The sequence below is a fragment of the Blastococcus sp. CT_GayMR20 genome (assembly GCF_004570345.1).
In genome coordinates this window covers 1-23,122 of sequence record NZ_SPQM01000076.1, presented here as the reverse complement: position 1 = coordinate 23,122, position 23,122 = coordinate 1, and the positions used below count along the sequence as shown (strand labels likewise).

Sequence of the window (23,122 nt, the reverse complement as noted above, 5' to 3'; positions counted from 1 at the left end):
GTCGCCGAGGGCGCCGACTACCTGGGCGTCGGCCCGGCGTACCCGACCACTACCAAGACCGGCCTGCCCGACGCGCTCGGCCCCGCCCGGATCGGGGCGGTCGCCGCGGCGGTGCCGGTGCCGATCATCGCCATCGGCGGCATCACCGCCGAGCGGGTGTCCGACTTGCTCGCCGCCGGCGCCGCGGGGGTCGCCGTGGTGGGCGCCGTCTCGGGGGCGGCCGACCCGACGGAGGCGACCCGGCGGCTGCTCCGCGCCCTGGCCGGCGAGGAGCCATGACCGACGTCGCGGTCGCCGGCGGCGGGCTGATCGGGCTCGCCGTCGCCTGGCGGGCGGCGCAGCGCGGCCTGTCGGTGACCGTGATCGACGACGCCCCCGGCAGTGGGGCCTCGGCCGCGGCGGCCGGGATGCTCGCCCCGGTCACCGAGGTCTCCTACGGCGAGGAGGCCCTGCTGCGGCTGTGCCTGGCCTCGCTGGAACGCTTCCCCGCCTTCGTCGCCGAGGTGGCGCAGGCCGGCGGCGTCCCCGTAGAGCTGCGCACCGCCGGCACCCTGGTGGTCGGCTTCGACGACGACGACATGCGCGAGCTCGACGCGCTGCACCGCTACCAGCAGGAGCTCGGCCTCTCCGCCGAGCGGCTCACGCCCCGCGAGACCCGCCGCCGCGAGCCCTCGCTGACCCCGCGGGTGCGCGGCGGGCTGGCCGTCTCCGGCGACCACTCGGTCGACGGCCGCGCCCTGCACGCCGCACTCTCCGCCGCAGCCACGGCCGCCGGGGTGCGGTTCGTCCGCGAGCGGGTCGACGACGTGGAGCTGACCGGCGGCCGGGCCGCCGGCCTGCGGACGGCGGGCGGCACGCTCGTGCCCGCGGACGTCGTCGTCCTGGCGATGGGCGCCTGGAGCGCGACGCTGCCCTCGGTCGGCCCCCTGCCGGTGCGCCCGGTGAAGGGGCAGATCCTGCGGATGACCGGGGCCGCCGACCTGCTCGAGGGCACGGTCCGGGCACTGGTCCGGGGCCGGCACGTCTACCTGGTGCCCTACGCCGGCGACGGCCTGATCGTGGGCGCCACCGTCGAGGACCGCGGGTTCGATGCGGCGATCACCGCCGGCGGCGTGCACGACCTGCTGCACGACGCGATCGAGGTCGTGCCCGGCGTGACCGAACTGGAGCTGGTCGAAAGCCTGGCCCGCTGGCGCCCGGGCACCGCCGACAACGCCCCGGTGCTGGGAGCATCGGAGCTGCCCGGCCTGGTGCTGGCCACCGGCCACCACCGCAACGGGGTGCTGCTCACGCCGATCACCGGGGACGTCATCAGCGAGCTGCTGAGCACGGGCACGCTGCCCGAGCTCGCCGCCCCGTTCAGCGTCGATCGATTCGGAGGACGATGACCGTGCAAGTGACCGTCAACAGCGTGGCCACCGACGTGGCCGACGACACCACCGTCGCAACGCTCGTCGCCGAGCGGGGCGGGCGGCACGACCGCATCGCCGTGGCGCGCAACGGCGACGTCGTGCCGCGCAGCAGCTGGGCCGCGACCCAGCTGTCGCCCGGCGACGACGTCGAGGTGCTCGCCCCCACCGCAGGAGGATGACGATGACGACCTCGGACCTGGCCCCCGCGCTGGAGCGGGAGGAGGCCGGCGACGCCTTCGAGCTCGGCGGCGAGAGGTTCACCTCGCGGCTGCTGCTCGGCACCGGCGGCGCGCCGAGCCTGGAGGCCCTGGAGCGCGCCGTCCGCGCCTCCGGCACGCAGCTGGTGACCGTGGCGCTGCGCCGGGTCGAGGCGTCCTCCAGCGCGTCGATGCTGGAGGTCCTCGACCGCTGCGGGGTGCGGCTGCTGCCGAACACCGCCGGCTGCCGGACCGCGCGGGAGGCGGTGAAGACCGCGCAGCTGGCCCGGGAGGCGTTCGGCACGCGCTGGGTGAAGCTCGAGGTCATCGGCGACGAGCACACCCTGCTGCCCGACGCCGTCGAGCTGGTCGACGCCGCCGAGCAGCTCGTGGCCGACGGGTTCACCGTGCTGCCCTACACCACCGACGACCCGGTCCTGGGCCGCCGGCTGGAGGACGCCGGGTGCGCCGCGGTCATGCCGCTCGGCTCCCCGATCGGCAGCGGGCTGGGCATCCGCAACCCGCACAACATCGCGCTGCTGCGCGACGCCGTCTCGGTGCCGCTCGTCCTCGACGCGGGCATCGGCACCGCGTCGGACGCCGCGCTGGCGATGGAGCTGGGCTGCGACGCCGTCCTGCTCGCCTCGGCGGTCACGCGGGCCCGACACCCGGAGCGGATGGCGCTGGCGATGCGCCAGGCCGTCGAGGCCGGCCGGCTCGCCCGTGGGGCCGGCCGGATCCCGCGCCGGTGGCACGCCGAGGCGTCCACGCCCATGGAGGGCCTGCCGGAGCTGTGACCCCGCCGCCGCTGCTCGTCCTGACCGACCGGTCGCAGTGCTCCCGGCCGCTGCGCGACGTGGTGGCCGCCGCCGTGGACGCCGGCGCGCGGGGCGTCGTCCTCCGCGAGAAGGACCTGCCCGAGCACGAACGAGACCGGCTGGCCGACGACCTCCGGGCGCTGCTCGCTAGCGTCGACGGCCTGCTGATCCGTGCCGGACTGGGCGGCGCGGGAACGGACGACGCGCTGCACCTCGCGGCCCACGAGCCGTTCCCACCGCGACGGCCCGCGCTGGTCGGCCGCTCCTGCCACTCGGCCGCCGAGCTGGCCCGTGCCCGCAACGAGGGCTGCGACTACGCCTTCCTGTCGCCGGTCTTCCCGACGCCGTCGAAGCCCGGATACGGACCTGTGCTGGGTATTGACGGGTTCGCCCGGCTGGTGGCCGGTGCACTACCCACGTGGGCGCTCGGCGGTGTGCGACCGGAGCATGTTCCGGCGCTGAGGGCGACCGGAGCAGCGGGAGTCGCCGTGATGGGCCCGGTGATGCGTGACCCCGGTCTCGTCTCGAGCTACCTCGCCGAGGTCCTTTAAGTCCTGCTCTCTCTGGGGGCCGGGTCGCGACGTCCGCCGCCTGGAGCGGCGGCCCCCTGTGGATTCACGGGGTACCCGGCGGCGGTTCCTATCTTCACGTACGCGAGGGCAAGCATGTGGACCGACGCCTCGATATGCACCGCCTCCAAGAGGCCAGGACCTTCAGGACTCGGATGACGAGTTCACGCGGCATCCGTAGAGACGGCGCGGAAGCCGTCCTTAAGGGACACCCCGCACCGCTGGCCGGGCCGACGAGCCCAATGGAGGCGCCCAAGCGTCCGGGCGGCCGACTACGCAGCTCATCCGGGCCCAGTCTGCCAGCACTTGAGACGCACCAGATCACGAGGCACACACGCTCCTGCCCGCCCGGCTACAACGATCAGCTATTACCAACGCCATTCAGTAACGCGACCAAGACCCGTCAAATAGCCCTCGATGATCAGCTCCGTCGTCAATGGCTAATCCTTTACTGAAGAACGGCACGAATGCTACCTTGGCGGTAGCTCGGGCCCCGCCTTGCGGGGCCCACTGGCGTTTCTAGGGGTGGCTTGTTGGTCATTGTTGGGTGGCGTTGAAAATGCATGGGGGAATGAAGGTGTACGTCGGCGACCCAGCCGCCGCCCGCGCCTATGTAGAGGCCGACCGCGGCCGCGCGGACGATTACTACCTCACCGAGGGCGCCGGCCTCGCCCGCCGCTACACCGCCACGGACGGTCGCGTGACCGAACTAGCGCCGCTGACCGGCGACACCTACGAGACCTGGGTGGCCGGCCGCGACCCGGAGACGGGCGAGCCGAGGGGACAGCTGCGCGGCGACGAGCACGCCGTTCGGTTCGCCGAGGTGGTGGTCAACGGCCCGAAGACCTGGTCGCTGGCCGCCGCGCTGCACCCGGACATCGCGAGGGCGTACGAGGCGGCGCAGGACCGGGCCGCCGAGCAGATCATCGGCTGGCTCTCGCAGCACGCCACCACCAGGGTCGGGCCGCGCGGCGGACAGGTGCAGGTGCCGCTGGAGGTGCTCGAGGCGGCGACGGTGCGGCACTACACCTCCCGGGCGGAGGATCCGCACTGGCATCTGCACCTGCAGATCCTGTCGCGCGTGTTCGCCGCCGGGAAATGGCGGGGCCTGCACACCGTCGGGGTCCGCGACTCGCTCGGGGCGATCAACGGGATCGGGCATGCGGCGATGGCGTGTGACCCGGAATTGAACGCCGCGTTCGCCGCGCACGGCTACACGAAGGACGGTACCGGAGAATTACTGGAGCTTGCCGAGTATGTCGGCCCGTTCAGCGCGCGGCATGCGCAGATTGCCCGGAATATGGACCGCTACGAAGCCGAATGGACCGCGGCGCACCCCGGCGAACACGCCGGCCCGGCGCTGCGGCGGGCCTGGGACGCCCGCGCCTGGGCCGACGGCCGCCCGGACAAGGTCAACCCGCAGCCCGGGCCGAGCCTGACCGAATGCTGGCGGGGCCTTCTGTACGCGCTCGGCTACCGCGGCCCGGCCGGTCCCGTGGACCTGACACCCACCCCGGTCGGCGCCCTCGATCGACAGGAGCTCGTGCAGCGCGCATTGGCCCGGCTCGCGGCGGGCCGGTCGGCGTGGAACGCCGCCGACATCCGGGGCGAGGTGGAGCGGCTGATCGCCGCCGCAGGCGCCGTCGCCGGGGCCGCGGTGCGCATCGAGCTGGCCGAGGACCTCACCGCCCGCGCCATGGCACGCTGCCTGCCGCTGCTGGACCGCGACGGCGTACCCGCGCACATCCGGGCCTGGACGTCGCAGACGGTCCTCGAGGTCGAGGCCGACCTGACCGCCCGGCTCGCCGCCCGCGCCACGACCGACAGACCGGAGCCGGACTTAACATCCCGGGTGGACCTCGCGGCCGGCGGCGCGAGGTTGGATGCCGGCCAGTCAGCGGCGGTCGCCGCGCTGGCCGGCGACCGGCCGCTGGCCGTGGTGGAGGGTGCGGCCGGCGCCGGCAAGACCACCACCCTGACCGCCACCAGGACCCTGCTCGACCAACAGGGACGTCAACTCCTGGTGGTCACCCCGACGCTGAAGGCCGCCAAGGTCGCCGCCGCCGAGGTAGGCGCGGCGGCCGGGTCGGCGGCGTGGCTGGCCTACCAGCACGGCTGGCGCTGGAACGCCGACGGCGCCTGGACCCGGCTCGCGCCCGGGCAGACCGACCCGGCCACCGGCCGGGTCTACGCCGGCCCGACGGAGGGGGCGCGACTGCGGCCGGGGGATCTGCTGGTCGTGGATGAGGCGGGCATGCTCGACCAGGACACCGCCCGCGCCCTGCTCACCGTCGCCGACGAATGCCGGGTGCGGGTGGCGCTGCTCGGCGACCGGCATCAGCTGGCCGCGGTCGGCCGCGGCGGCGTCCTCGACCTCGCCGCCGACGCAGTCGACCCGGCGGCGCACCTAACCCTGGACGGGGTGCACCGCTTCACCCGCAGCGACGCCGACCGGGTGCTGCCCGACACCGAGTACGCCGAGCTGACCCTGGCCATGCGTACCGGCGCCGACCCTGCCGCGGTCTTCGACGCACTCCTGGCCCGCGGGCAGATCCGGCTGCACCCCGACGCGACCACGCTCCAACAAGCGATCGCGGCGGCCGCCGCCGAACACCACCGCCGCAACGAACACGTGACGGTGGTGGTGGACACCCGCGAGCAGGCCGCCGACCTCAACGCCGCCATCCGCGGCGCGCTGGTCGCCGACGGCCGGGTCGACGACCAGCAAGTCGCCATCACCGGCGCCGGGCAGCGGATCGGCGCCGGGGACCGGATCGCCACCCGCCGCAACGACCGCGACCTCGGGGTGGCCAACCGCGACACCTGGACCGTCACCGCCGTCGGCCGAAACGGCGCGCTGCTTGTCACCCCCGTCGAGCTCGAAACGGGTGACGTTCCCGGCGTTGTCACCCCGGCCGGAACCGGGGCGCGGGTACTGCCCGCCGACTACGTCACCGCGCACGTGGAGCTGGCCTACGCCAGCACCGCCCATGGCGTGCAGGGGGAGACCGTCACCGCCGCCCACCTGGTGGTCGGCGAGCACACCGGGGCGGCGTCCGCGTACGTCGGAATGACCCGCGGCCGCACCGCCAACACCGCCCACCTGGTCGCCGCCGACGCAGACGAGGCCCGGGAGGAGTGGGTCGCCGTGTTCGCCCGCGACGGGGCCGACCTCGGGCCCGCGCACGCCGCCGAGCAGGCCGCCGCCGAGGCCGCCCGCTACGCCCCATCCCGCCCGCTGGAGGGGGTGCTGGCGAACCTGCACGCGGCGTGGACGACCGAGCAGCGCTGCCTCCAGCGACTTGCCTACTGGGAGCCGCAGCGCGAGACGCTGCGCGAGGTCATCGCGCTCGAAGCCCCCCACGCCGGCGAACTCGCGAACCTCGAAGCCGCCCGAGATCAGACGGCGCTCGCAGCGGATGAGGCCAGACGGCGGGCCGGGGACAGCGGCGCCGCGGTCGCCGCCCACACCGAACAGGTCCGCGACACCCTGCTCGCGCGCTGGGACGCCGAACGTGAGGCCGCGCGCGCGGCCGCACGAGTCATCCGCGACGGCCCGGGCCGGCTCGGCCTCCGCCGAGGCGCAGTGAGTCGGGCCGGCGAGCAGCTCACCGACTGGGCCGACCGCTGGCGCCCCCACGTGCCGTCCCTGCCCACCGAACCCGGTCAACTCGCGCTGATTGCCGGCTGGTTCCACGAACGGTCCGCCCTGTGGGAGGCGTTCAACACCTCCGCACACCTGATCGCCGAACAGGCCCACCCCGAACACGCGCAGCTGTGCGCAGCCGCCGACGCCGCCCGGAACGCGCACGAGCAAGCCCGGCACGCCGTCGCCGAGGCCGGCCGACGCCGCGACGAGCGGCTCGACCCCTTCGGTCCCGTGGCCTGGACCGCCGACCCGGCCGGCCGGCTCACCGACCTCCAGCGCAACATCGCCGCCACCCGCCAGAAGCTGACCGACACACGCGCGCGCATCGCGACCCTCACCGCCGAACCGGCTCTCCTTGGCCAGCCCACTGATCGGCTGACCCGCGAACGCGAGGCATGGCGCACATGGCGCTCGGCGGGCATCGACCATCGCGGATCCAGGCGCCCGCGGCCGACCGCCCCGGTCCCGGGCGTCCCCCGGCCCGAGACCGAGCGCCTCGGGCCGACCCTCGCCCGGCGCGGCACGGACCCAGGCGTCTGCCGATGAGGGGGCGGCCTCTGCCGGGCGCCGCCGCGGGCCCGAACAGTCGACACGGGAGAACAACTGGAGGTTTTCGGCAGGATCTGGCGGTCGGCTGTCAGCACGAGCTCCGAATTGGCGCCTTCTCAGGTGACGGAGCCACTCCACCTGACCAGACCGGAGCCAGCCATGCCCGACCATCCCGCCAGTCGCGAGCCCGAACTGCTGACCATCGCCGAAGCCGCCGAGCTCCTGCGCGCCCCGGTCGCCACCCTCCGGTACTGGCGCCACCTCGGCACCGGTCCGCGCAGCTTCCGCCTCGGCCGCCGTGTCCTCTACCGCCACGACGACCTCCGCAGCTGGATCGACGCCCAGCACGGACAGGTCGCCAACGACCCGGGGAGCCGGCGGTGAACCTGCGACACCGCCGGCGCACTCACCGGGACGCAGGAGGCATCTGACCGTGGCTCGGACGACCTATGGGGGCGCAACGCCGCAGGCGGCCGCCTGCGGGCACGCGCCCCTCCTCGACTCCCCTCAGCTGCTCACCATCGACCAGGCTGCCGAGTACCTGGGCACCGGGCAGCGCTTCGTCCGCCGCCTCATCAGTGAGCGGCGGATCCCCTACGTCAAGCTCGGCAAGCACGTGCGTCTCGAGCGGTGCGCGTTGGACGCCTTTGTGGCGGCCGGCCGGGTGCCCTGCCGTTAGGGCGTCGACCGTGCGTCCACAGAGGAGTTCCCTGCTGAGCCGAAGGCGGCCAAGGTTGGGTTATGCCAGCACGCAGCGGTAGACGGCGTTTCGGTCGTGTGCGCAAGCTGCCCTCCGGCCGGTGGCAGGCCCGCTACCCGGGCCCGGACGGCCGAGACCGGGCAGCACCGAGCACATTCGCCACCAAGACCGACGCGGCACGCTTCCTGGCCGCGGTGGAGGTCGACATGGGTCGCGGCGTCTGGCTCGACCCGTTGCGCAGCGGCGTCACGCTCCGCGAGTACAGCCAGGCGTGGCTGGCAGAGCGGACCGTTCGAGGTCGTCGCCTGGCCGTGAGAACTCGGGAGACCTACCAGCACTCCCTCGATCGCTGGGTGCTCCCCACGCTGGGGAGCCTGCCGCTCGACCGCATAACTCCGGCAGCCGTGCGGCGATGGCACGCCGAGACCAGCGCAGCCACCGGCCCGACGGCGACCAGACAGGCCTACGCCCTCCTCCACGCCGTCCTGGCCACGGCCGTTGCCGATGACGCGCTCCCCCGGAATCCCTGCCGGATCACTGGTGCGGGCCAGGCCCGCAGCGACGAGCGGCCGCTGTTGGACCTCGACCAGGTGCAGCACCTATCCGCCAACATGCCGGAGAACCTCCGCGGCTTCGTCGAACTGGCCTTCTGGGCTCACCTGCGCCTCGGCGAGCTGCTGGCTCTCCGCATCGGCGACATCGACATGGACGACGGCACCGTGACCGTGCAGCGGCAGGTCGTGGAGACGAACGCCGGCCCCGTGGAGAGCCCACCGAAGGCGGGGAGCCAGCGCGTCGTCCACCTCCCGCCGCAGGGGGTCTCGGCACTGGCCGCACACCTGAAGACCCGCTCCCCGGCGCTGCCAACGGCTCGGCTCTTTGTGCGCAGAGACGGGAGAGCCCTCCGCGCGCATCACGTCCACGCCGCCTGGAGCACGTCCCGGCGAGCAGCCGGCCTGCCCGACGTCCATCTGCACGACCTGCGGCATGCGGGCCTCACCCTAGCGGCGCAGAGCGGGGCGACCCTGGCCGAGGTCATGCGGCGCGCCGGCCACTCGTCGTCCCGCGCGGCGATGATCTACCAGCACGCGGCTGAGCAGCGCGACGCCGAGGTCGCGGCCTGCCTCGGGCAACTCGCGGCGGGCACGACACCGAACCGTACGGGCACGTAGCGGGCACGCGGGCGGACGGCGGCGCCGGACGCCCGTCGACAGAGCTCTTCGGTCAGCGCAAATCCACTGGTCAGGAGCGGAGGGCGTGGGATTCGAACCCACGATGGGTGTTACCCCATAGCGGTTTTCAAGACCGCCGCCATCGGCCACTAGGCGAGCCCTCCTGGCGGAGTCGAGGCTAGTGCCCTCGCTCCGGGGACCGCTCGCCGCGGCCCCCGTGACCTGGGGCAGCCCCTTCCAGCCCGCCCCGTTAGGTTCCTCTCTCGTGACGACCGCCCCGACCCGTCGGGGCTGGACCGTGCTCGCGCCCGCGGCGGCGCTGGTCCTCGCCGCGCTCTGCCTGCGCGGGCCGTTCTCGGCGGTCGGCCCGGTGCTCGACGAGCTCGGCGACGAGTACTCCCTGTCGACCGGCGCGCTGGCCGTCGTCACCGCGCTGCCGCTCGTCTGCTTCGGGCTGGTCTCGCCGTTCGCCCCCTCCCTGGCCGCCCGCGTGGGGGTCCACCGGGCCGTGGTCGTGGGCGTCGCCGTCATCGCCGCCGGCGTGGCGCTCCGGCTCGGCGGGGCCCCCGGACTGTTCGCCGGAACGGTGCTGCTCACCGGTGGGATCGCCGTGGTGAACGTCCTCCTGCCCGCCGCCGCGCGGGCCGAGTACGGACCGCGCAGCGCGGGCGTGGTCGGCCTGCTCATCGCGGCGATGGCGACCTCGGCCGGCGCCGGCGCCGGACTCGCCCAGCCCCTGACCGCACTGGGCGGGAGCGCCCGCATCGGCCTGCTGCTGTGGATCGTCCCGGTGGTCGCGGCGCTGTGCGCCGTCGCCGCCCTGGCGCGGGCCCGACGGGCTGTCCCCCTGACGGAGACCACCGCACCCAGCTCGCGGACGGCGATCCTGCGCGACCGCGTGGCGCTGGCGGTGACCCTCTTCTTCGGGCTCCAGTCCCTGCTGTTCTACGCGCTGCTCACCTGGCTGCCCGAGATCCTCGAGAGCGAGGCCGGCGTCTCCCCTGCCGGTGCCGGTGCGCTGGTCGCGCTGGCTACCCTGCTGGGCGTCCCGGCGTCCCTGTTCGTGCCGCCGCTGGCCGCCCGGCAGTCGTCGCAGACCCTGGTCGTGCTGTTCGTCTCCGTGCCGACGGTGCTCGGGATCGGAGGTCTCCTCGTCGCGCCGGCCGCCGCTCCCTTGCTCTGGACGATGCTGTGGGGGATCGGGACGGGCGCGAGCTTCCCGCTGGCGATGACGCTGCTGCTCCTGCGCACCCGGGACGTCGCCCAGACCGGCCGGCTGTCGGCGAGCGCGCAGACCATCGGCTACCTGATCGCGGCGACCGGTCCGCTCGCCGTCGGTCTGCTGCACGAGGCCACCGACAGCTGGACGCCGGGGCTGGTGCTCCTCCTCGCCGCGCTGGCCGGGCAGTTGCTGGCCGGGTTCGCCGCTGGGCGCCCCCGGTTGGTGAGTCAGCGCGCCTGACCGGCGTCAGGGCAGCTCGACGTCCTCGAAGTCGATCGCCCGGTCGGCCCTGGTCCGGTAGCCGGCGAGCCCCGGCACCCACGCCTGGACCACGTCCGGGTTGTAGAGGTACAGGTAGCTGACGTCGTCCACGATGAGCGTCGCGGCCCGGTCGTACAGCTCCTTCCGGGCGTCCTCGTCGGCCTCGGCGGAGGCCTGGATCAGCAACGCGTCGACCTCGGGGTTGCTGTAGCCCTGGTAGTTGTTCGGCCCGCCGGTGAGATGCTGGGACTCGTAGAAGGCGGCCGGGTCGATGTTGCCGAGCCAGGTGAGCAGGAGCGCGTCGAAGTCGCCGGCGCTCTGACGGTCCAGCCAGGTCGCGAAGTCCAGCACCTCCACCTGGACGTCGATGCCGACCTGCTCGAGCTGTTCGGCGACGACGCGGCCGGCCGCCACCGACTCGGGGAACTCGTCGGTGACCATGAGCCTCATGATGAGCGGGGTGGGGACCCCGGCCTCCTCGAGCAGCCGACGGGCCTCGTCCACGTCGGTCTCGAAGGGCGCGTAGTCGTGGAAGTAGGAGCTGTTCTCGGGGATGGCGGTCTGCGTCGCCCGGGCGGCGCCCGGCCGGGCGACGTCCGCGACCTCCTCCCGGTCGACGGCGGTGGCGATCGCCCGCCGGACGAGCCGATCGTCGAACGGCGGCCTCGCGAAGTTCATCGTCATGTACGCGTAGTCGACGCTCACCGTCGTCTGCAGCTCCACCTCGTCGTCGTCGATCAGCGACTCGATCTGGTCGGGGGGCACGTTGTCGGTCCAGTGCACCTCGCCGTCCTCGAGCGCCTCGGTCGCGGCGGCCGGGTCGACGATGTACCGGAACTCGACCCCCCGGACGCCGGGCGCCCCGCCCCAGTGGTCGGCGAAGGCGGTCAGCACGGTGCTGGTCGCATCCGAGCTCTCCAGCTCGAAGGGCCCCGTCCCGATCGCCTCGGTGCCGAGGTCGATGGTCTCGGCGGCACCCTCGGGCAGGATCGCCATCCCCTTGAAGGCGCCGATGAGCGGCAGCAGGTTGGGCGTCGGACGGCTCAGATCGAGCACGACCGTCCGGGCATCCGTCGCCCGCACCGATGCGACGTTGGCGAACCGGGAGGCGGTGGAGAGGCCCTCGCCGATGATCCGGTCGTAGGAGTAGACGACGTCGGCGGAGTCGAACGCACTGCCGTCGTGGAAGGTGACGTCGTCCCGGAGCGTGAAGGTCCAGGTGAGCCCGTCCTCGCTGGTCGTCCAGGACTCCGCCAGGCTCGGCTCCATGGTGAGGTCCTCGGCGTTGGGGACCACGAGGGTGTCGTAGACGTTCTCCAGCACCTGGAAGCTCGGATAGGCGCTGGTCGAGTGCGGGTCGAACGTGTCGGGCTGGGCGCTCACCGCTGCGATCAGGACGTCGCTGCGCGGGGCCCCGCCGGGGACGCCGCTGCCGGAGTTCTCGCCGCCGCTGCACGCGCCGAGCACGACCACGCCCGCGGCGGCGGCCACGAGCATGCGGGACGGGCGCACGGGAACCTCCGGGGAGATCGTGACGACTCCGGCGCGAGCCCGCAAGGCAGTTGGCCGGGGCTCGTGCGACGAGCGCCGCGGGGTGACCCAGACCACACTGTGGTGGCGATCGGAAAGCCGTCTCCGGAGGTTGCCGCCATGACCGACGTCCCGTCCACGCACCGGGCCCGCATCCCGCGCGACAAAGAGCACGACTACACCGACGAGATGGCGCACAAGAGGCAGTCGTTCGTCGCCGAGCAGACCGGCGCCGGCCTCGACCACGTCTCGAAGTACTCCTTCGACCCCGCCGTCCTGCCGGGCAACGTCGAGAACTTCACCGGGGTCGCGCAGGTCCCGATCGGCGTCGCCGGACCGTTGAAGATGCGGGGCGAGCACGCCCGGGGCGACTTCTTCGTGCCGATGGCGACCACCGAGGGCACGCTGGTCGCGAGCTACAACCGCGGGATGCGACTGCTCGGGGAGTGCGGCGGCGTGCAGACGACCGTCGTCGACGACCACATGCAGCGCGCGCCGGCGTTCATGTTCGACAACGCGCTGCAGGCCCGGGAGTTCGGCCGCTGGGTCGACGAGCACATCGACGGAATCCGCGCGGCCGCGGAGGAGACCACCCGTTCCGGCAAGCTCACCTACATCGGCCAGCACCAGATCGGCCCGCTGCGCTACCTCCGCGTCAACTACACGACCGGCGACGCGGCCGGCCAGAACATGACCGGCAAGGCGACGCTGGCCGCCTGCGAGTGGATCAAGGCCAACCACCCCGACCACCCCCGCTACGTGCTGTCGGGCGCCATCGACACCGACAAGAAGCACTCCCAGATCAACATGCTCATGACCCGGGGGAAGCGGGTCGTCGCGGAGGTGGTGATCCCGAACGAGGTCCTCGAGCGGATCACCGGCGTGGACACCCGGCAGCTGTTCGAGTACCGGCAGATCGGCATGGCGGGCGCGTTCATGTCCGGCGCGGCCTACAACGGCGCGCACGCCGCCAACGGCCTGACCGCCATGTTCATCGCCACCGGCCAGGACGTCGCCAACGTCGCCGAGTCGCACTCGGGCGTCACGTACGCCCAGCTGCGGGAGAACGGCGACTACTACTGGTCGACGACGCTGACCTCGCTGATCGTGGCGACCTACGGCGGCGGCACCGGGCTGCCCACCCAGCGCGAGTGCCTGGAGATGCTGGGCTGCTACGGCAAGGGGAAGGTGCAGAAGTTCGCCGAGATCTGCGCTGGCGTGGTGCTGGCCGGCGACATCTCGCTGACCTCGGCGATCCTCGCCGGGGACTGGGTGACCAGCCACGACGCGCTGGGCCGCAACCGCTAGCTTTCGCCTCCCCAGTCAAGACCTGTAGCGGGCAGGGGTCATCGGGCCGGGGGCTTCGGCGTCCGGCCGTGGGGTGCAGCGCGGTGGTCGGGTTCGGCGTGGCGCCAGGTTCGGCAGGCTGATCAGACGCCGTCGAGCGGCTGGCTTTCGTGTGGGCCGTGGGCGGCCCCAGGGCGAGCGGGCGGCAAGCTAGGTTGCGCCGTCGAGCGGCATAGCTGTCGCAGCCGTCACCGCTCGCTCTGGTGCCGGGCTCGACGGTAGCGCTGTTCGTCGAAGGGTTGTTGGGTCTTCAGTAGCGTTTAGGCCAGCCGGCAGGCGTGGCGGGCGAGGGCGACACGGGCCTGGATCGGGCGCATGCCTCGGGCGCGCAACTCGTCGTGGCGCTCGATGAACACGCCGCAGTGCTGGGAGAGGCCCCCGGCCAGGTTCATCAGGGCGTCGCGGTGCTAGGGAAGCCCCTGGAGGAGATGCGGCCGCGCCGATTGAGGCTGGCCGACTGGTAGCTGGCCGGGGCCAGGCCGGTGGCCGAGTAGAGGTGTTCCGCGCTGGGGAACGGGCGATGGGCAGGCTGAACGCGGCGAACGCCGCTGCACGGCTGGTGGCCACGCCGGGCAGCGTGGTCAGGATCTGTCCGTCGGTGCTGGCCATCAGGCCGGCGAGGTCGCCGTCGACGGCGGTGATGTCGGCAGCCAGCGCCCGCCAGCGGGCCAGGCCGCGGCCCAACCGGGCGGCGCGGGCCGGCGCGTCGGTCGGTGGCGGCAGGCAGGTCCGCCACCGGTCCACCCAGAACTGCGCCTCGGAGTCGAGGACCCGGCCGTGGGCACGAGAACGCAACGAGCGGACTGAGGGCGGCCGGCCGGCGAAAACGACGGCTCAGTCCAGCACCGCCTGCCCGATGACGCCTTCGAGCTTCAACGCCCGGCCATGCCCGACCGGCGCAGATAGGCCCGGGCACAGCGCGTTGAGCTGGTCGTACATCCGCTGCTGAGCCACCTTGCGCTCGGCGACCAGGCCCGGCGGTGCCGGACCGCGGCGGCCAGCGCGTCCTCGGTCCGGTCGATGACCAGCCGGCCCTGTCCCTGGCGAGCCAGATACGTCAGCGCGGCGCAGTCCCGATCGTCGGTCTTGAACCGGCGGGAGCCCAGCTGCGCGCGGGCGGCGGCGGTCTCCGACGATGCGAACACCCGCACCGACCCGGGAAACCGCTGATCCAGCTCGCGGACCCAGACATGGTGCAGGCCGCCGGTCGCCTCGATGGCGAACACCGGGTCAGTTCCATCCGAATGCTCGAGGACCAGCCGCTGCAGTGCTTCCAGACCGGGACGCAGCACCGGAAGCGAGAGCGGCTCAACGACCTTGCCGCCCGCGCTGGAGCTCAGCCAGACTCCGTTGCTCACCTTGCCCGGATCGATCGCGATCACCAGCGTCGATGCCGGCAACGCCTCATGCAGCAGTCCCACGACAGCCTCCCGCCCTCCGCAGCCACGTCAGGGAGACGCTTCCGCAGAAGGCGGGTCAACGGCCTTAGCTGCACCGCCCTGAGAGGTTGATCTCGCCTGAGCGCTCGGCCGGCGCGGCGGGGGCCGGCACGTCCGCCTGGCTGATCGGGCCCGTCAGACGGACAGCGAGGCGGCCTGGCGCGCCAGGTGCTCGACCCGCGTCCAGTCGCAGGCGTCCACCACGTCCGGGGGCGTCAACCACGATCCGCCCACGCAGGCCACGTTGGGCAGGGCGAGGTAGCCGGGCGCGTTGGCCAGCGTCACCCCTCCGGTCGGGCAGAAGATCAGCCCGGGCAGGGGCCCCTGGACCGCCGCGAGGTACGCGCGCCCGCCACTCGCCTCGGCGGGGAAGAACTTCAAGGCCCTGAGTCCGTACTCGGCCAGTCGCAGCATCTCGGTCAGGGTGCTCGCTCCTGCCAGGACCGGCAGGCCGGTGTCCAGCACGGCGTCCAGAAGTCGGGCGGTGCATCCCGGGGTCACGAGGAAGCGAGAGCCGGCCTCCTTCGCCGCAACGGCCTGCTCCGGCGTGATCACCGTGCCGGCGCCGACGTGCATCTCCGGAACCTCTCGGGCCACACGGTGGATGGCCTCCACGGCGACCGGAGTGCGCAGCGTGATCTCGATCACCCGGACACCGCCGCGGACCAGTGCCTGCGCGACGGGGACTGCCTGCTCCACGTCGTGGAGGACGACGACGGGGATGACCGGGCTGATCCTCAGCAGATCAGCGCCGTCCGGCCCCGCCGTCACGGCGGGCCGGTTCGCGGCGGCGGATGACATCTCACGCTCTCCTGACGGTCTGGATCCACGGGCGGCGCGGACCGGCTGCCCCGACCGGCCGGCCGGGGCAGCCGGTCATCACGTGCCGGCGGGTGGGGCGTAGGCGATCACGTCGATCTCGACGAGGATCCCGATGAGCCCGCTCCCGACCGTGGTGCGCACGGGCCGCGGTTCGGCGAAGAACGGCCGGTAGGCGTCGTCGTACGCGCGGAAGTGGTCCAGGTCCGCCAGGTGCGCGGTGACCTTGACGACGTCGTCCAGCGAGGCACCGGCCGCCGAGAGGATGGTGGCCAGGTTCTGCAGCGTCTTGACCGTCTGCTCCCCGATGGTCGCCCCGACCACCGCCCCGGTGGCAGGGTCGATGGGTCCCTGACCGGCGACGAAGATGAAGTCGCCCGCGCGGACGGCCTGGGAGAAGGCGCCCACCGGCTGCGGCGCATCGGCCGTCGAGAAGCCCTGTTTGGCGCTCATGCGTGCGACAGCCTTGCCGTGACGCCACCGTCGACGAAGAGCGTGGTGCCGGTGATGTAGTCGGCCTGGTCCGAGGCGAGGAACAGGATCGCGTTGGCGACGTCCCGTGGCCGACCGATCCGGCCGAGGGGCTGGAGCGCGAGCACATCGGCGACCGTCTCCTCGACGTCGTCGACCTCCTCCAGCCAGGCCTGCCACATCTGGGTCTCGACGATCCCGGGACAGACCGCGTTGACACGGACGCCGGCGGGGGCCAGGTCCAGAGCCGCGCTCCGGGTGATGCCGATGACGCCCGACTTGGCCGCCGCGTAGGCACTGAAGTTCTCGATCGTCGCCCCCGCGTGGAAGGAGGCGACGTTGACGACGCTCCCTCCGCCGTTCGCCCGCAGGTGCGGCGCGGACTCGCGCAGGAAGAGGAATACCGAACCCAGGTTCACGTCCTGGACGCGGCGCCACTCGTCGAGGGTGGTGTCCTCGAAGCCCTTCGGCAGCGTGACCGCAGCGTTGTTGACGACGACGTCCAGGCGGCCGAATTGCTCGACCGCGGCGGCAACGGCAGCCCGCGCGTCGCCCTCGGCGCCCACGTCACAGCGCTGGAAGGCAGCGCGCGCGCCGCCGGCCGTGATCGCGGCGGCGACGTCCGCGCCCCGTTCGTCCAGGTCCACGACCAGCACCGCCGCGCCCTCCTCCGCGAGGCGATGGGCCGTTGCCTCACCGATCCCGTTGGCGGCGCCGGTGACGATCGCCACCTTGCCTTCTAGTTGCATCCGTGTCTCCTTCCGTGCGGCTCGCTCCCGTGCGGAGGCCGCGGCCTGTGACTCACCGTGGGCGCTCACGCGTCCCCTGACGCCGACCTCCTGTGCGTGGCCAGATCGCTCTCGCGGGGGAAGGTCTCGAAGTCCCCCGAGCCCGTACACACGGCCCCGCCGCAGACGGCGCCGTTGTGCAGCGCGGACTGAACGGACTCGCCCTGCTGACGCGCACGCAGGTATCCGGCGTTGAACGCGTCGCCCGCGCCGACGGCGTCCTTGAAGGTCACCGGCAGCGCAGGGCACTCGAAGACGTCGCCGTTCGCGTCCCGGACCAGACTGCCGAGCTCACCTCGCTTGAGGACCACCTCGTGCGGACCGAGAGCCGCTACGTCCGTCGCGAGCTGCCGGTAGGGAACCCGGTCGTCATAACCGAGCAGGCGCCGGGTCTCCCACTCGCCACCGAGGTAGATGTCGGCCTTCGCGACCAGGGGCTGCAGCAGCTCGACGGCCCGGGGACTCCCCCACAGGCCCTCTCGCAGGTTGGGGTCGAACACGGTGATGACACCCGCCTCGCGGGCCACGTCCAGCGCCCGTGACACAGCGCGGTAGGCGCTCTCGCTGAGCAGGGCGGCGATCCCGGTCGACAGGAAGGCACGAGCGTTGCGCACGTACTCCTCGTCGACCGCGTCGACGTCCAGGGCGCTGGCCGCCGAGCCGCGGCGGTAGTACACCGGCCGGGCCTGGCCGGTGATCGGCGTGATCTCCTTGAAGTACAGGCCGGTGGGCTGGTCGGCGTCGACGACCACGCGCGAGACATCGACCGACCCCGCCCGCAACGTCTCGAGGACGAACGCGCCGAACTCGTCGGCACCGACGCGCGAGATGAGGCCGCAACTGGCCCCCAGGCGGGACATCCCGAGCAGCACGTTGCACTCGGCTCCCGCCATTCCACGCTCGAACCGTGGGACCCCCCTCAAGGGGCCGGGCCGGTCGGGCAGGAAGACGACGAGCGGCTCGCCGAGCGCGACGAGGTCGTGGATCGGAGGAGTTCCCATGTACCTACGACTCCCGGCTCTCGATGGCGACCGCCCGCACGGGTGCTCCGTCCGCTCCCGCGAGCTTGAGCGGCGCGGCCGAGAGGAACACCTGCTCCTGCGTCAATGACCGCAGGTTCGCGAGGGACTCGATGATGGCGATCCCGGCGCCGAGCATCACCTCGTGCAGCTCGACGAACGCCGTCTGGTGCAGGCTCGGGATGTCGAGGCCCACAAGCTTCACGTCGTGATCGGCGAACCACCGCGCGGTCTCCGGAGCCAGCGGCGGGAAGTCGGTGAAGTACGCCGGCTCGCCGAACCGCAGGTCCCAGTCGGTGCGCAGCAGCAGTCGCTGGCCCGGGTCGGTACCGGCTCCGGCCGCGAGCACGTCGGCCACGGTGATCGGCGCCAGCGGGACCTTGTGGGTCAGGTCGAGCACGTGCGCCTCGCCCACGCACCGGTCGAGATCGACGTTCTCGACGGTGGCGCCGTCTGCGAGGAAGTGCGACGGAGCATCGAGGTGGGTGCCGGCATGGTTGCCGAGCAGCACCGTGCACATGCGGTAGCCCTCGTCGTCCAGCCGATGACTTTGTGCGATGTAGACCGGTGGGGTGCCCGCGAAGTGCGGCATCTCGCTCTCTATCGACAGCGAGAGATCGACGATCCTGCTGCCGCTCACAGCGTCACCGGCAGGAGGTCGTGGTTGCTCGTCCCGGTGCACGACCGAGCGCTCGGATGTGTCACAGCCATCTTCCTAGTCACGTGCGAGAAGTTCCGAGAGCTCCTCGACAGAGGAGCGGATCACGGGCGGGGACGTCGGCGTACCGGCCGACTTCAGGTCCTTCAGGCCACTCCCGGTGACGCAGCAGACGACCGTCTCGCCCTGGGAGACGACGCCGTCGCGGCGCGCCTGCTCCACGGCCGCGACGGCAATCGCACCGGACGGCTCGGCGAACACCCCCGCCCGCGAGGCAAGTCGGTGGACCCACGCCAGCGTCGAGTCGTCGTCCACCACCACACCCGCTCCGCCGGAGCGACGAATGGCGGCGAGGGTGATGTCCCCTTCTTCCTCGTAGCCGTTCAGGGGGTCGGCGAGCCCGCTGACCAGCGTGTCGGGCCGCCCCCAGCCGCGCACGTTCGCGTCACCGTCGCGGTAGGCGCGCACGATCGGCGCACACCCCGTGGGTTGCACCGCGAGCAGCCGGGGGACACGGTCGACGAGACCGAGCCGTCTGAGCGCGGCATACGCCGCCTCCAGTCCGACGAGGAGCGGACCGGCCCCGATGGGGACGACGATCCAGTCCGGCACCTGCCCGTCCAGGTCCTCGAACAGCTCGAACCCGACGGTCGTCGACCCGGCGACGGAATACGGGCACACGAACGTCGTGGTGACGTTCATGAAACCGAGGTCGGCCGCTGCGGCTACCGCGAGGGAGTAGGCGTCGCTGTAGTCACCCTCCACGGAGATCCACCGGGCCCCGTACACCTGGGCGATGGTGACCTTCGCGAAAGGCGCTCCCACGGGGGCGATCACCAGACCGGGCAGCCCCGACCGGGCGGCGTAGGCCGCCGTCGATGCGCCGGCGTTCCCGGTCGACGCGCACACGAGACCAGCCGCCTGCGCCTCGACCGCCACGCCGGCGGCAACCGCGATGATCCGGTCCTTGAAGCTGCCGGTGGGATTGCGCGTCTCGTCCTTGATCCGGACGTCGACGCCCAGCTCGGCCGACAGGCGCGGCGCCCGCAGCAGCGGGGTTCCACCCTCCCCGATGGAGACGCGGCTTCCCTCGCCGACAGCGGGGAGCTGCGACGCGTAGCGCCAGACCCCTTCGCCGCCAGGCGTCACCAAGGGCAGACGGGGCTCCACCGCAGCGGCGAGGGTGCCGCCGCAGGACGTGCAGCGGGTCGTCGTCATCCGCGCCTCGGGTGCTCTGCAGCGCAGGCACCACAAGCCGGTGGCGGGTGGCTGGGACCCCGGGATGGGGACGGCGACGTCCCCACCCCGGCCGGCCCCGGCCAGTGGTTCGGTACCAGCGGGCACGGTGGTGCTCAGACGCTCGCCGCGTTGCGGTCCTGGCCGTACAGCTCCGTCGCGACGCGCTCGATGTCGGCGATGACCTGCGCGACGGGCAACGGGTTGAAGTCCGCGTCGAGCGCCGTGCCCAGGCTGTCGAACAGCCCCTCCAACGTGGGGTTGCCCGTGGAGACACCGCTGACGATGGCCACGTAGCACCGGTTGACGAAGAACTGCGCACGAAGCGCGTAGATCGCCGTGTCCCCGACCTTCGCCTTCTCGCCGTCGGCGAGCACACCGTGGTAGTCGATGATGCCGCGTTCGACGAGAGTGAGGGCGTTGTCCTTGGCCTCCTCGAACGTCCGACCGGTGATGGCCCGGATCGGGTACTCGTTCTGCGGGCCGCCCGAACCCTCGATGTAGGTCAGACCGCCACCCAGGGTGTACGCCTCACCCTCCCAGTGGTGCATGACCTCGGAGACGTAGACCTGTGCGGGCTTCTCCGCCAGATCCTCGTAGGCATGGGCCAGGCTGGAGCCCAGCAGACCGATGCCGGGCTCGACGTCCGTCGCCCCGTTCTCGGCCAGCATCTTGAAGGTCGCGCAGTTGTTGAACGCCGGGGCGTTCACCCGCAGATCCTCGAGACCGAGCTCCTTCTCCAGCAGCTCCTTCGCGCGAAGCATCGTGAAGTACGTGTCGGTCGGCTTCGCCTTGGTGGCAGCAGGGGTCTGGTACGTGATGTTCACGAACGACGTCAGCCCGATCACCTTGACGCCGGGCAGTTCGACCACCTTGCGGACGCCCTCGACGCACTCGTCCTCGGTCCACCCGCCGACCATGCCCTTGAAGAACTCGTCGCCGGGCTTGTTGACCCGCACGTAGACGTTCTGCACGCGGCCGAGGGCCGTGGCGGCGTCGGAGATCGCCTTGGCGTTCTCGTACGTGAAGACCGTCATGACCTCCGGCTCCATCGCCACGATGCTCGGGATCTCGCGCAGCGGGATGTTGGAGAGGTGCCCGACATGGCCGAGTGGCAGCCCGTAGCGGGTGATGGTCCGAGCCTCGGTCGCCTCGACCGCCACCGTGGAGTCGATGCCCTGTTCGAGCGCGACGCGGGTGATGTAGGGGTTGCGGCCGTTCTGCTTCGTCATGAGGTAGCTGCGGAGCCCGTACTTCTTGGCCTCGTCGGCCATGAGCTTCGCGTTGTGGGCGATCGCGTCGAGATCCACGAAGTACGTGGCGGCAGGAACGATCCCGCGCTGGTGGAAGTCGATGGCGGTCGCGATCATTTCCGGGTTCCGCTGCAGTGCACGCGTCAGAAGCAAGGGTCGTCTCCTCGAGGTGGGGTGCGCATGTGGTTGGAGTCTGAGCAAACGTTTGTGCAACTGTATGCTCCGCCCCCATGAGCGTCAAGGACGAGCCGGCTCCTGGGCCGACCGAGGAGGGGCCCGCTCGTCTCGTGGACGTCGCACTGGCGGCCGGGGTGCACGTCTCCACAGCTTCCCGTGTGCTCAACAGCGCCCCGGACGGCCGCGTCAGCCCGGCGACCCGCGACCGGGTGCTCGCGGCGGCCGATCGTCTCGGCTACCGCCCCAACGCCATGGCCCGTGGGCTCAAGCTGGCCACCACGGGGGCTCTCGGGCTGCTGGTGCCGTCGCTGCGCAACCCGGTCTTCTCCACGTTCATCCGCGGCGCGTTCCACCGGGCCTCGGAGCACGGTTTCGTGGTTCTGCTCGCCGCGGACGAGGACGGCGATTTCAGGGGCGTGTACGAGAGACTCGTCGAGGAGGGCCGCATCGACGGCCTCCTCATCTCGTCTGCCCGACTGGGAGACCCGCTGCTCGCGCGTCTGGCCAAACGACAGATTCCGTCGGTCTTCGTGAACCGTCGCCATGCCGAGAGCGGACGGAACGTCACCATGGGCGACGAGGAGGCCGGGCGGATGGCCGCGCGCTTCCTGCTCGACCTCGGGCACCGCAGGCTGGGCCTGCTCGCCGGCCCCGAGGACCTCGACACCGCCCAGCGCCGCGCCGCCGGCTTCGTGTCCGTGGTCCGGACGGCCGGCCTCACGCCGGTGGTGGCTCGCGCCGCGTACGACGAGGACGACGCCTATCGCGAGATGAGCCGACTGCTCGAGGCGGAGCCTGAGCTCGATGCCGTGTTCGTCTCCAACTTCAACCAGGCGATCGGGAGCCTGTCCGCGGTGAACGCCGCAGGCATCAGCGTGCCCCAGCAGCTGTCGATCGTGGCCTGCGACGACGACCCGATCCTCGAGTACCTCCACGTGCCCCTGACCGCCATCCGCATGCCCCTGTGGCAGCTGGGGATCGCCGCGGTCGACGCCCTGGTCGGGCAGATCGACGGAGCGAGGCCCCACGACGTGTCGGTCGAGGACCCGCCCGTCCTCGTCGAGCGCGAGTCGACCGCTCCCGCTCGCTGATCCGCCCCTTTCTCCCCCGCGGGCGACGAGGGCCGCCTCCCCGGCCGGGGAGGCGGCCGTCGTCAGGACCGGAACGTCACCAGCCGCGGGTGGCGTACCGCTCGCTGTCCGGCAGCGTGGAGACGTTGATGCCGACCATCGGCTCGCCGAGGCCCCGGGAGACCTTGGCGATCACGTCGGGGTCGTCGTGGAACGTGGTCGCCTGGACGATCGCCGCCGCGCGCAGCGCGGGGTCGCCGGACTTGAAGATGCCCGAGCCCACGAACACCCCCTCGGCGCCCAGCTGCATCATCATCGCCGCGTCGGCCGGCGTGGCGATGCCGCCGGCGGTGAACAGGACGACCGGCAGCTTGCCCAGCCGCGCGACCTCGACGACCAGGTCGTGGGGAGCCCGCAGCTCCTTGGCGGCGACGAACAGCTCGGTCTCGTCGAGGGTGGCCAACCGCTTGATGCCGGCGCGGATCGACCGCATGTGGCGGGTCGCCTCCACGACGTTGCCGGTGCCCGCCTCGCCCTTGGAGCGGATCATCGCCGCACCCTCGGAGATGCGGCGCAGCGCCTCGCCCAGGTCGGTCGCCCCGCACACGAACGGCACGGTGAACTCGCTCTTGGCGATGTGGTGCGCCTCGTCGGCCGGGGTGAGCACCTCGGACTCGTCGATGTAGTCCACGCCCAGGCTCTGCAGGACCTGCGCCTCGACGAAGTGCCCGATCCGGGCCTTGGCCATCACCGGGATCGAGACCGC

23 protein-coding genes and 1 tRNA gene are annotated in these 23,122 nt (G+C 72.4%); 12 read left to right on the top strand and 12 right to left on the bottom strand.

Annotated elements, in window-relative coordinates; translation table 11 throughout:
• The 9 genes from E4P40_RS16875 to E4P40_RS16835 form a co-directional block, all read left to right on the top strand.
• Positions 1–279, top strand: a 279-nt coding sequence (locus E4P40_RS16875) for a thiamine phosphate synthase (protein WP_135159680.1), incomplete at its 5' end; no start/stop codon positions are given.
• A complete protein-coding gene (thiO, locus tag E4P40_RS16870) occupies positions 276–1,388 on the top strand; it encodes a glycine oxidase ThiO (RefSeq protein WP_135159679.1) in 1,113 nt (370 codons plus the stop codon). The genes E4P40_RS16875 and thiO, both read left to right, overlap by 4 nt.
• Complete coding sequence (thiS, locus tag E4P40_RS16865; RefSeq protein ID WP_209305376.1) at positions 1,385–1,591, top strand: sulfur carrier protein ThiS; 207 nt, start codon at positions 1,385–1,387, stop codon at positions 1,589–1,591. The genes thiO and thiS overlap by 4 nt, the downstream gene beginning before the upstream one ends.
• Before the next feature lie 2 nt (positions 1,592–1,593).
• Entirely contained in the window at positions 1,594–2,406 is an 813-nt protein-coding gene (locus tag E4P40_RS16860) for a thiazole synthase (protein WP_167762271.1), read from the top strand.
• Positions 2,403–2,978 carry a thiamine phosphate synthase gene (locus E4P40_RS16855; RefSeq protein WP_135159677.1) on the top strand — a complete coding sequence of 192 codons (576 nt, stop codon included), beginning with the start codon at positions 2,403–2,405 and terminating at the stop codon, positions 2,976–2,978. The genes E4P40_RS16860 and E4P40_RS16855 overlap by 4 nt, the downstream gene beginning before the upstream one ends.
• 589 nt (positions 2,979–3,567) lie before the next feature.
• Complete coding sequence (gene mobF, locus E4P40_RS16850) at positions 3,568–7,191, top strand: MobF family relaxase (protein ID WP_135159675.1); 3,624 nt, start codon at positions 3,568–3,570, stop codon at positions 7,189–7,191.
• Between the two features lie 162 nt (positions 7,192–7,353).
• A complete protein-coding gene (locus tag E4P40_RS16845; protein WP_135159673.1) occupies positions 7,354–7,578 on the top strand; it encodes a helix-turn-helix domain-containing protein in 225 nt (74 codons plus the stop codon).
• A gap of 49 nt (positions 7,579–7,627) precedes the next feature.
• Positions 7,628–7,873: a helix-turn-helix domain-containing protein gene (locus E4P40_RS16840; RefSeq protein ID WP_245160393.1), complete on the top strand. Its 246-nt coding sequence runs from the start codon at positions 7,628–7,630 to the stop codon at positions 7,871–7,873.
• A gap of 98 nt (positions 7,874–7,971) precedes the next feature.
• On the top strand, positions 7,972–9,066 hold the full coding sequence (locus E4P40_RS16835) for a site-specific integrase (RefSeq protein ID WP_167762270.1): 1,095 nt from the start codon (positions 7,972–7,974) through the stop codon (positions 9,064–9,066).
• A gap of 77 nt (positions 9,067–9,143) precedes the next feature.
• Here E4P40_RS16835 and E4P40_RS16830 read toward each other — a convergent pair.
• Positions 9,144–9,230, bottom strand: a tRNA-Ser gene (locus tag E4P40_RS16830).
• Positions 9,231–9,331: 101 nt separating this feature from the next.
• Here E4P40_RS16830 and E4P40_RS16825 point away from each other — a divergent pair.
• Positions 9,332–10,528, top strand: a complete 1,197-nt coding sequence (locus E4P40_RS16825; protein ID WP_135159669.1) for an MFS transporter — start codon at positions 9,332–9,334, stop codon at positions 10,526–10,528.
• Between the two features lie 6 nt (positions 10,529–10,534).
• Here E4P40_RS16825 and E4P40_RS16820 read toward each other — a convergent pair whose 3' ends face one another.
• Complete coding sequence (locus tag E4P40_RS16820; RefSeq protein WP_209305375.1) at positions 10,535–12,061, bottom strand: ABC transporter substrate-binding protein; 1,527 nt, start codon at positions 12,059–12,061, stop codon at positions 10,535–10,537.
• 138 nt (positions 12,062–12,199) lie between these two features.
• On the opposite strand from E4P40_RS16820, the gene E4P40_RS16815 reads away from it, so the two are divergent.
• Positions 12,200–13,387, top strand: coding sequence for a hydroxymethylglutaryl-CoA reductase (locus tag E4P40_RS16815; RefSeq protein ID WP_135159667.1), 1,188 nt, complete (start codon positions 12,200–12,202; stop codon positions 13,385–13,387).
• Positions 13,388–13,686: 299 nt separating this feature from the next.
• On the opposite strand, the gene E4P40_RS29365 is transcribed toward E4P40_RS16815, so the two are convergent.
• The 9 genes from E4P40_RS29365 to E4P40_RS16775 all read right to left on the bottom strand — a co-directional run bounded on the left by E4P40_RS29365 (position 13,687) and on the right by E4P40_RS16775 (position 21,262).
• Complete coding sequence (locus E4P40_RS29365) at positions 13,687–13,818, bottom strand: hypothetical protein (protein WP_280790625.1); 132 nt, start codon at positions 13,816–13,818, stop codon at positions 13,687–13,689.
• A 480-nt stretch (positions 13,819–14,298) separates the two neighbouring features.
• The gene (locus tag E4P40_RS28140) at positions 14,299–14,847 is read right to left on the bottom strand and encodes a hypothetical protein (RefSeq protein WP_167762268.1); all 549 of its coding nucleotides are present in this window, start codon (positions 14,845–14,847) and stop codon (positions 14,299–14,301) included.
• Between the two features lie 153 nt (positions 14,848–15,000).
• A complete protein-coding gene (eda, locus tag E4P40_RS16805; RefSeq protein WP_135159665.1) occupies positions 15,001–15,666 on the bottom strand; it encodes a bifunctional 4-hydroxy-2-oxoglutarate aldolase/2-dehydro-3-deoxy-phosphogluconate aldolase in 666 nt (221 codons plus the stop codon).
• Between the two features lie 78 nt (positions 15,667–15,744).
• A complete protein-coding gene (locus tag E4P40_RS16800; RefSeq protein ID WP_135159663.1) occupies positions 15,745–16,137 on the bottom strand; it encodes a Rid family detoxifying hydrolase in 393 nt (130 codons plus the stop codon).
• A complete protein-coding gene (locus E4P40_RS16795) occupies positions 16,134–16,904 on the bottom strand; it encodes an SDR family oxidoreductase (RefSeq protein ID WP_135159662.1) in 771 nt (256 codons plus the stop codon). The genes E4P40_RS16800 and E4P40_RS16795 overlap by 4 nt, the downstream gene beginning before the upstream one ends.
• 65 nt (positions 16,905–16,969) lie before the next feature.
• Positions 16,970–17,944 (bottom strand): sugar kinase, encoded by a 975-nt coding sequence (locus E4P40_RS16790; RefSeq protein WP_135159660.1) that lies wholly within the window; start codon positions 17,942–17,944, stop codon positions 16,970–16,972.
• Between the two features lie 4 nt (positions 17,945–17,948).
• The gene (locus E4P40_RS16785; protein WP_135159658.1) at positions 17,949–18,602 is read right to left on the bottom strand and encodes a cyclase family protein; all 654 of its coding nucleotides are present in this window, start codon (positions 18,600–18,602) and stop codon (positions 17,949–17,951) included.
• Positions 18,603–18,677: 75 nt separating this feature from the next.
• Complete coding sequence (gene thrC, locus E4P40_RS16780; protein ID WP_135159657.1) at positions 18,678–19,838, bottom strand: threonine synthase; 1,161 nt, start codon at positions 19,836–19,838, stop codon at positions 18,678–18,680.
• A gap of 134 nt (positions 19,839–19,972) precedes the next feature.
• The gene (locus E4P40_RS16775; RefSeq protein ID WP_135159655.1) at positions 19,973–21,262 is read right to left on the bottom strand and encodes an alanine racemase; all 1,290 of its coding nucleotides are present in this window, start codon (positions 21,260–21,262) and stop codon (positions 19,973–19,975) included.
• Positions 21,263–21,339: 77 nt separating this feature from the next.
• Between E4P40_RS16775 and E4P40_RS16770 the strand changes: the two genes are divergently transcribed.
• Positions 21,340–22,377 carry a LacI family DNA-binding transcriptional regulator gene (locus E4P40_RS16770; RefSeq protein WP_135159654.1) on the top strand — a complete coding sequence of 346 codons (1,038 nt, stop codon included), beginning with the start codon at positions 21,340–21,342 and terminating at the stop codon, positions 22,375–22,377.
• Between the two features lie 76 nt (positions 22,378–22,453).
• On the opposite strand, the gene E4P40_RS16765 is transcribed toward E4P40_RS16770, so the two are convergent.
• On the bottom strand, positions 22,454–23,122 hold a 669-nt coding region (locus E4P40_RS16765; RefSeq protein ID WP_135159652.1), incomplete at its 5' end, for a pyridoxal 5'-phosphate synthase lyase subunit PdxS.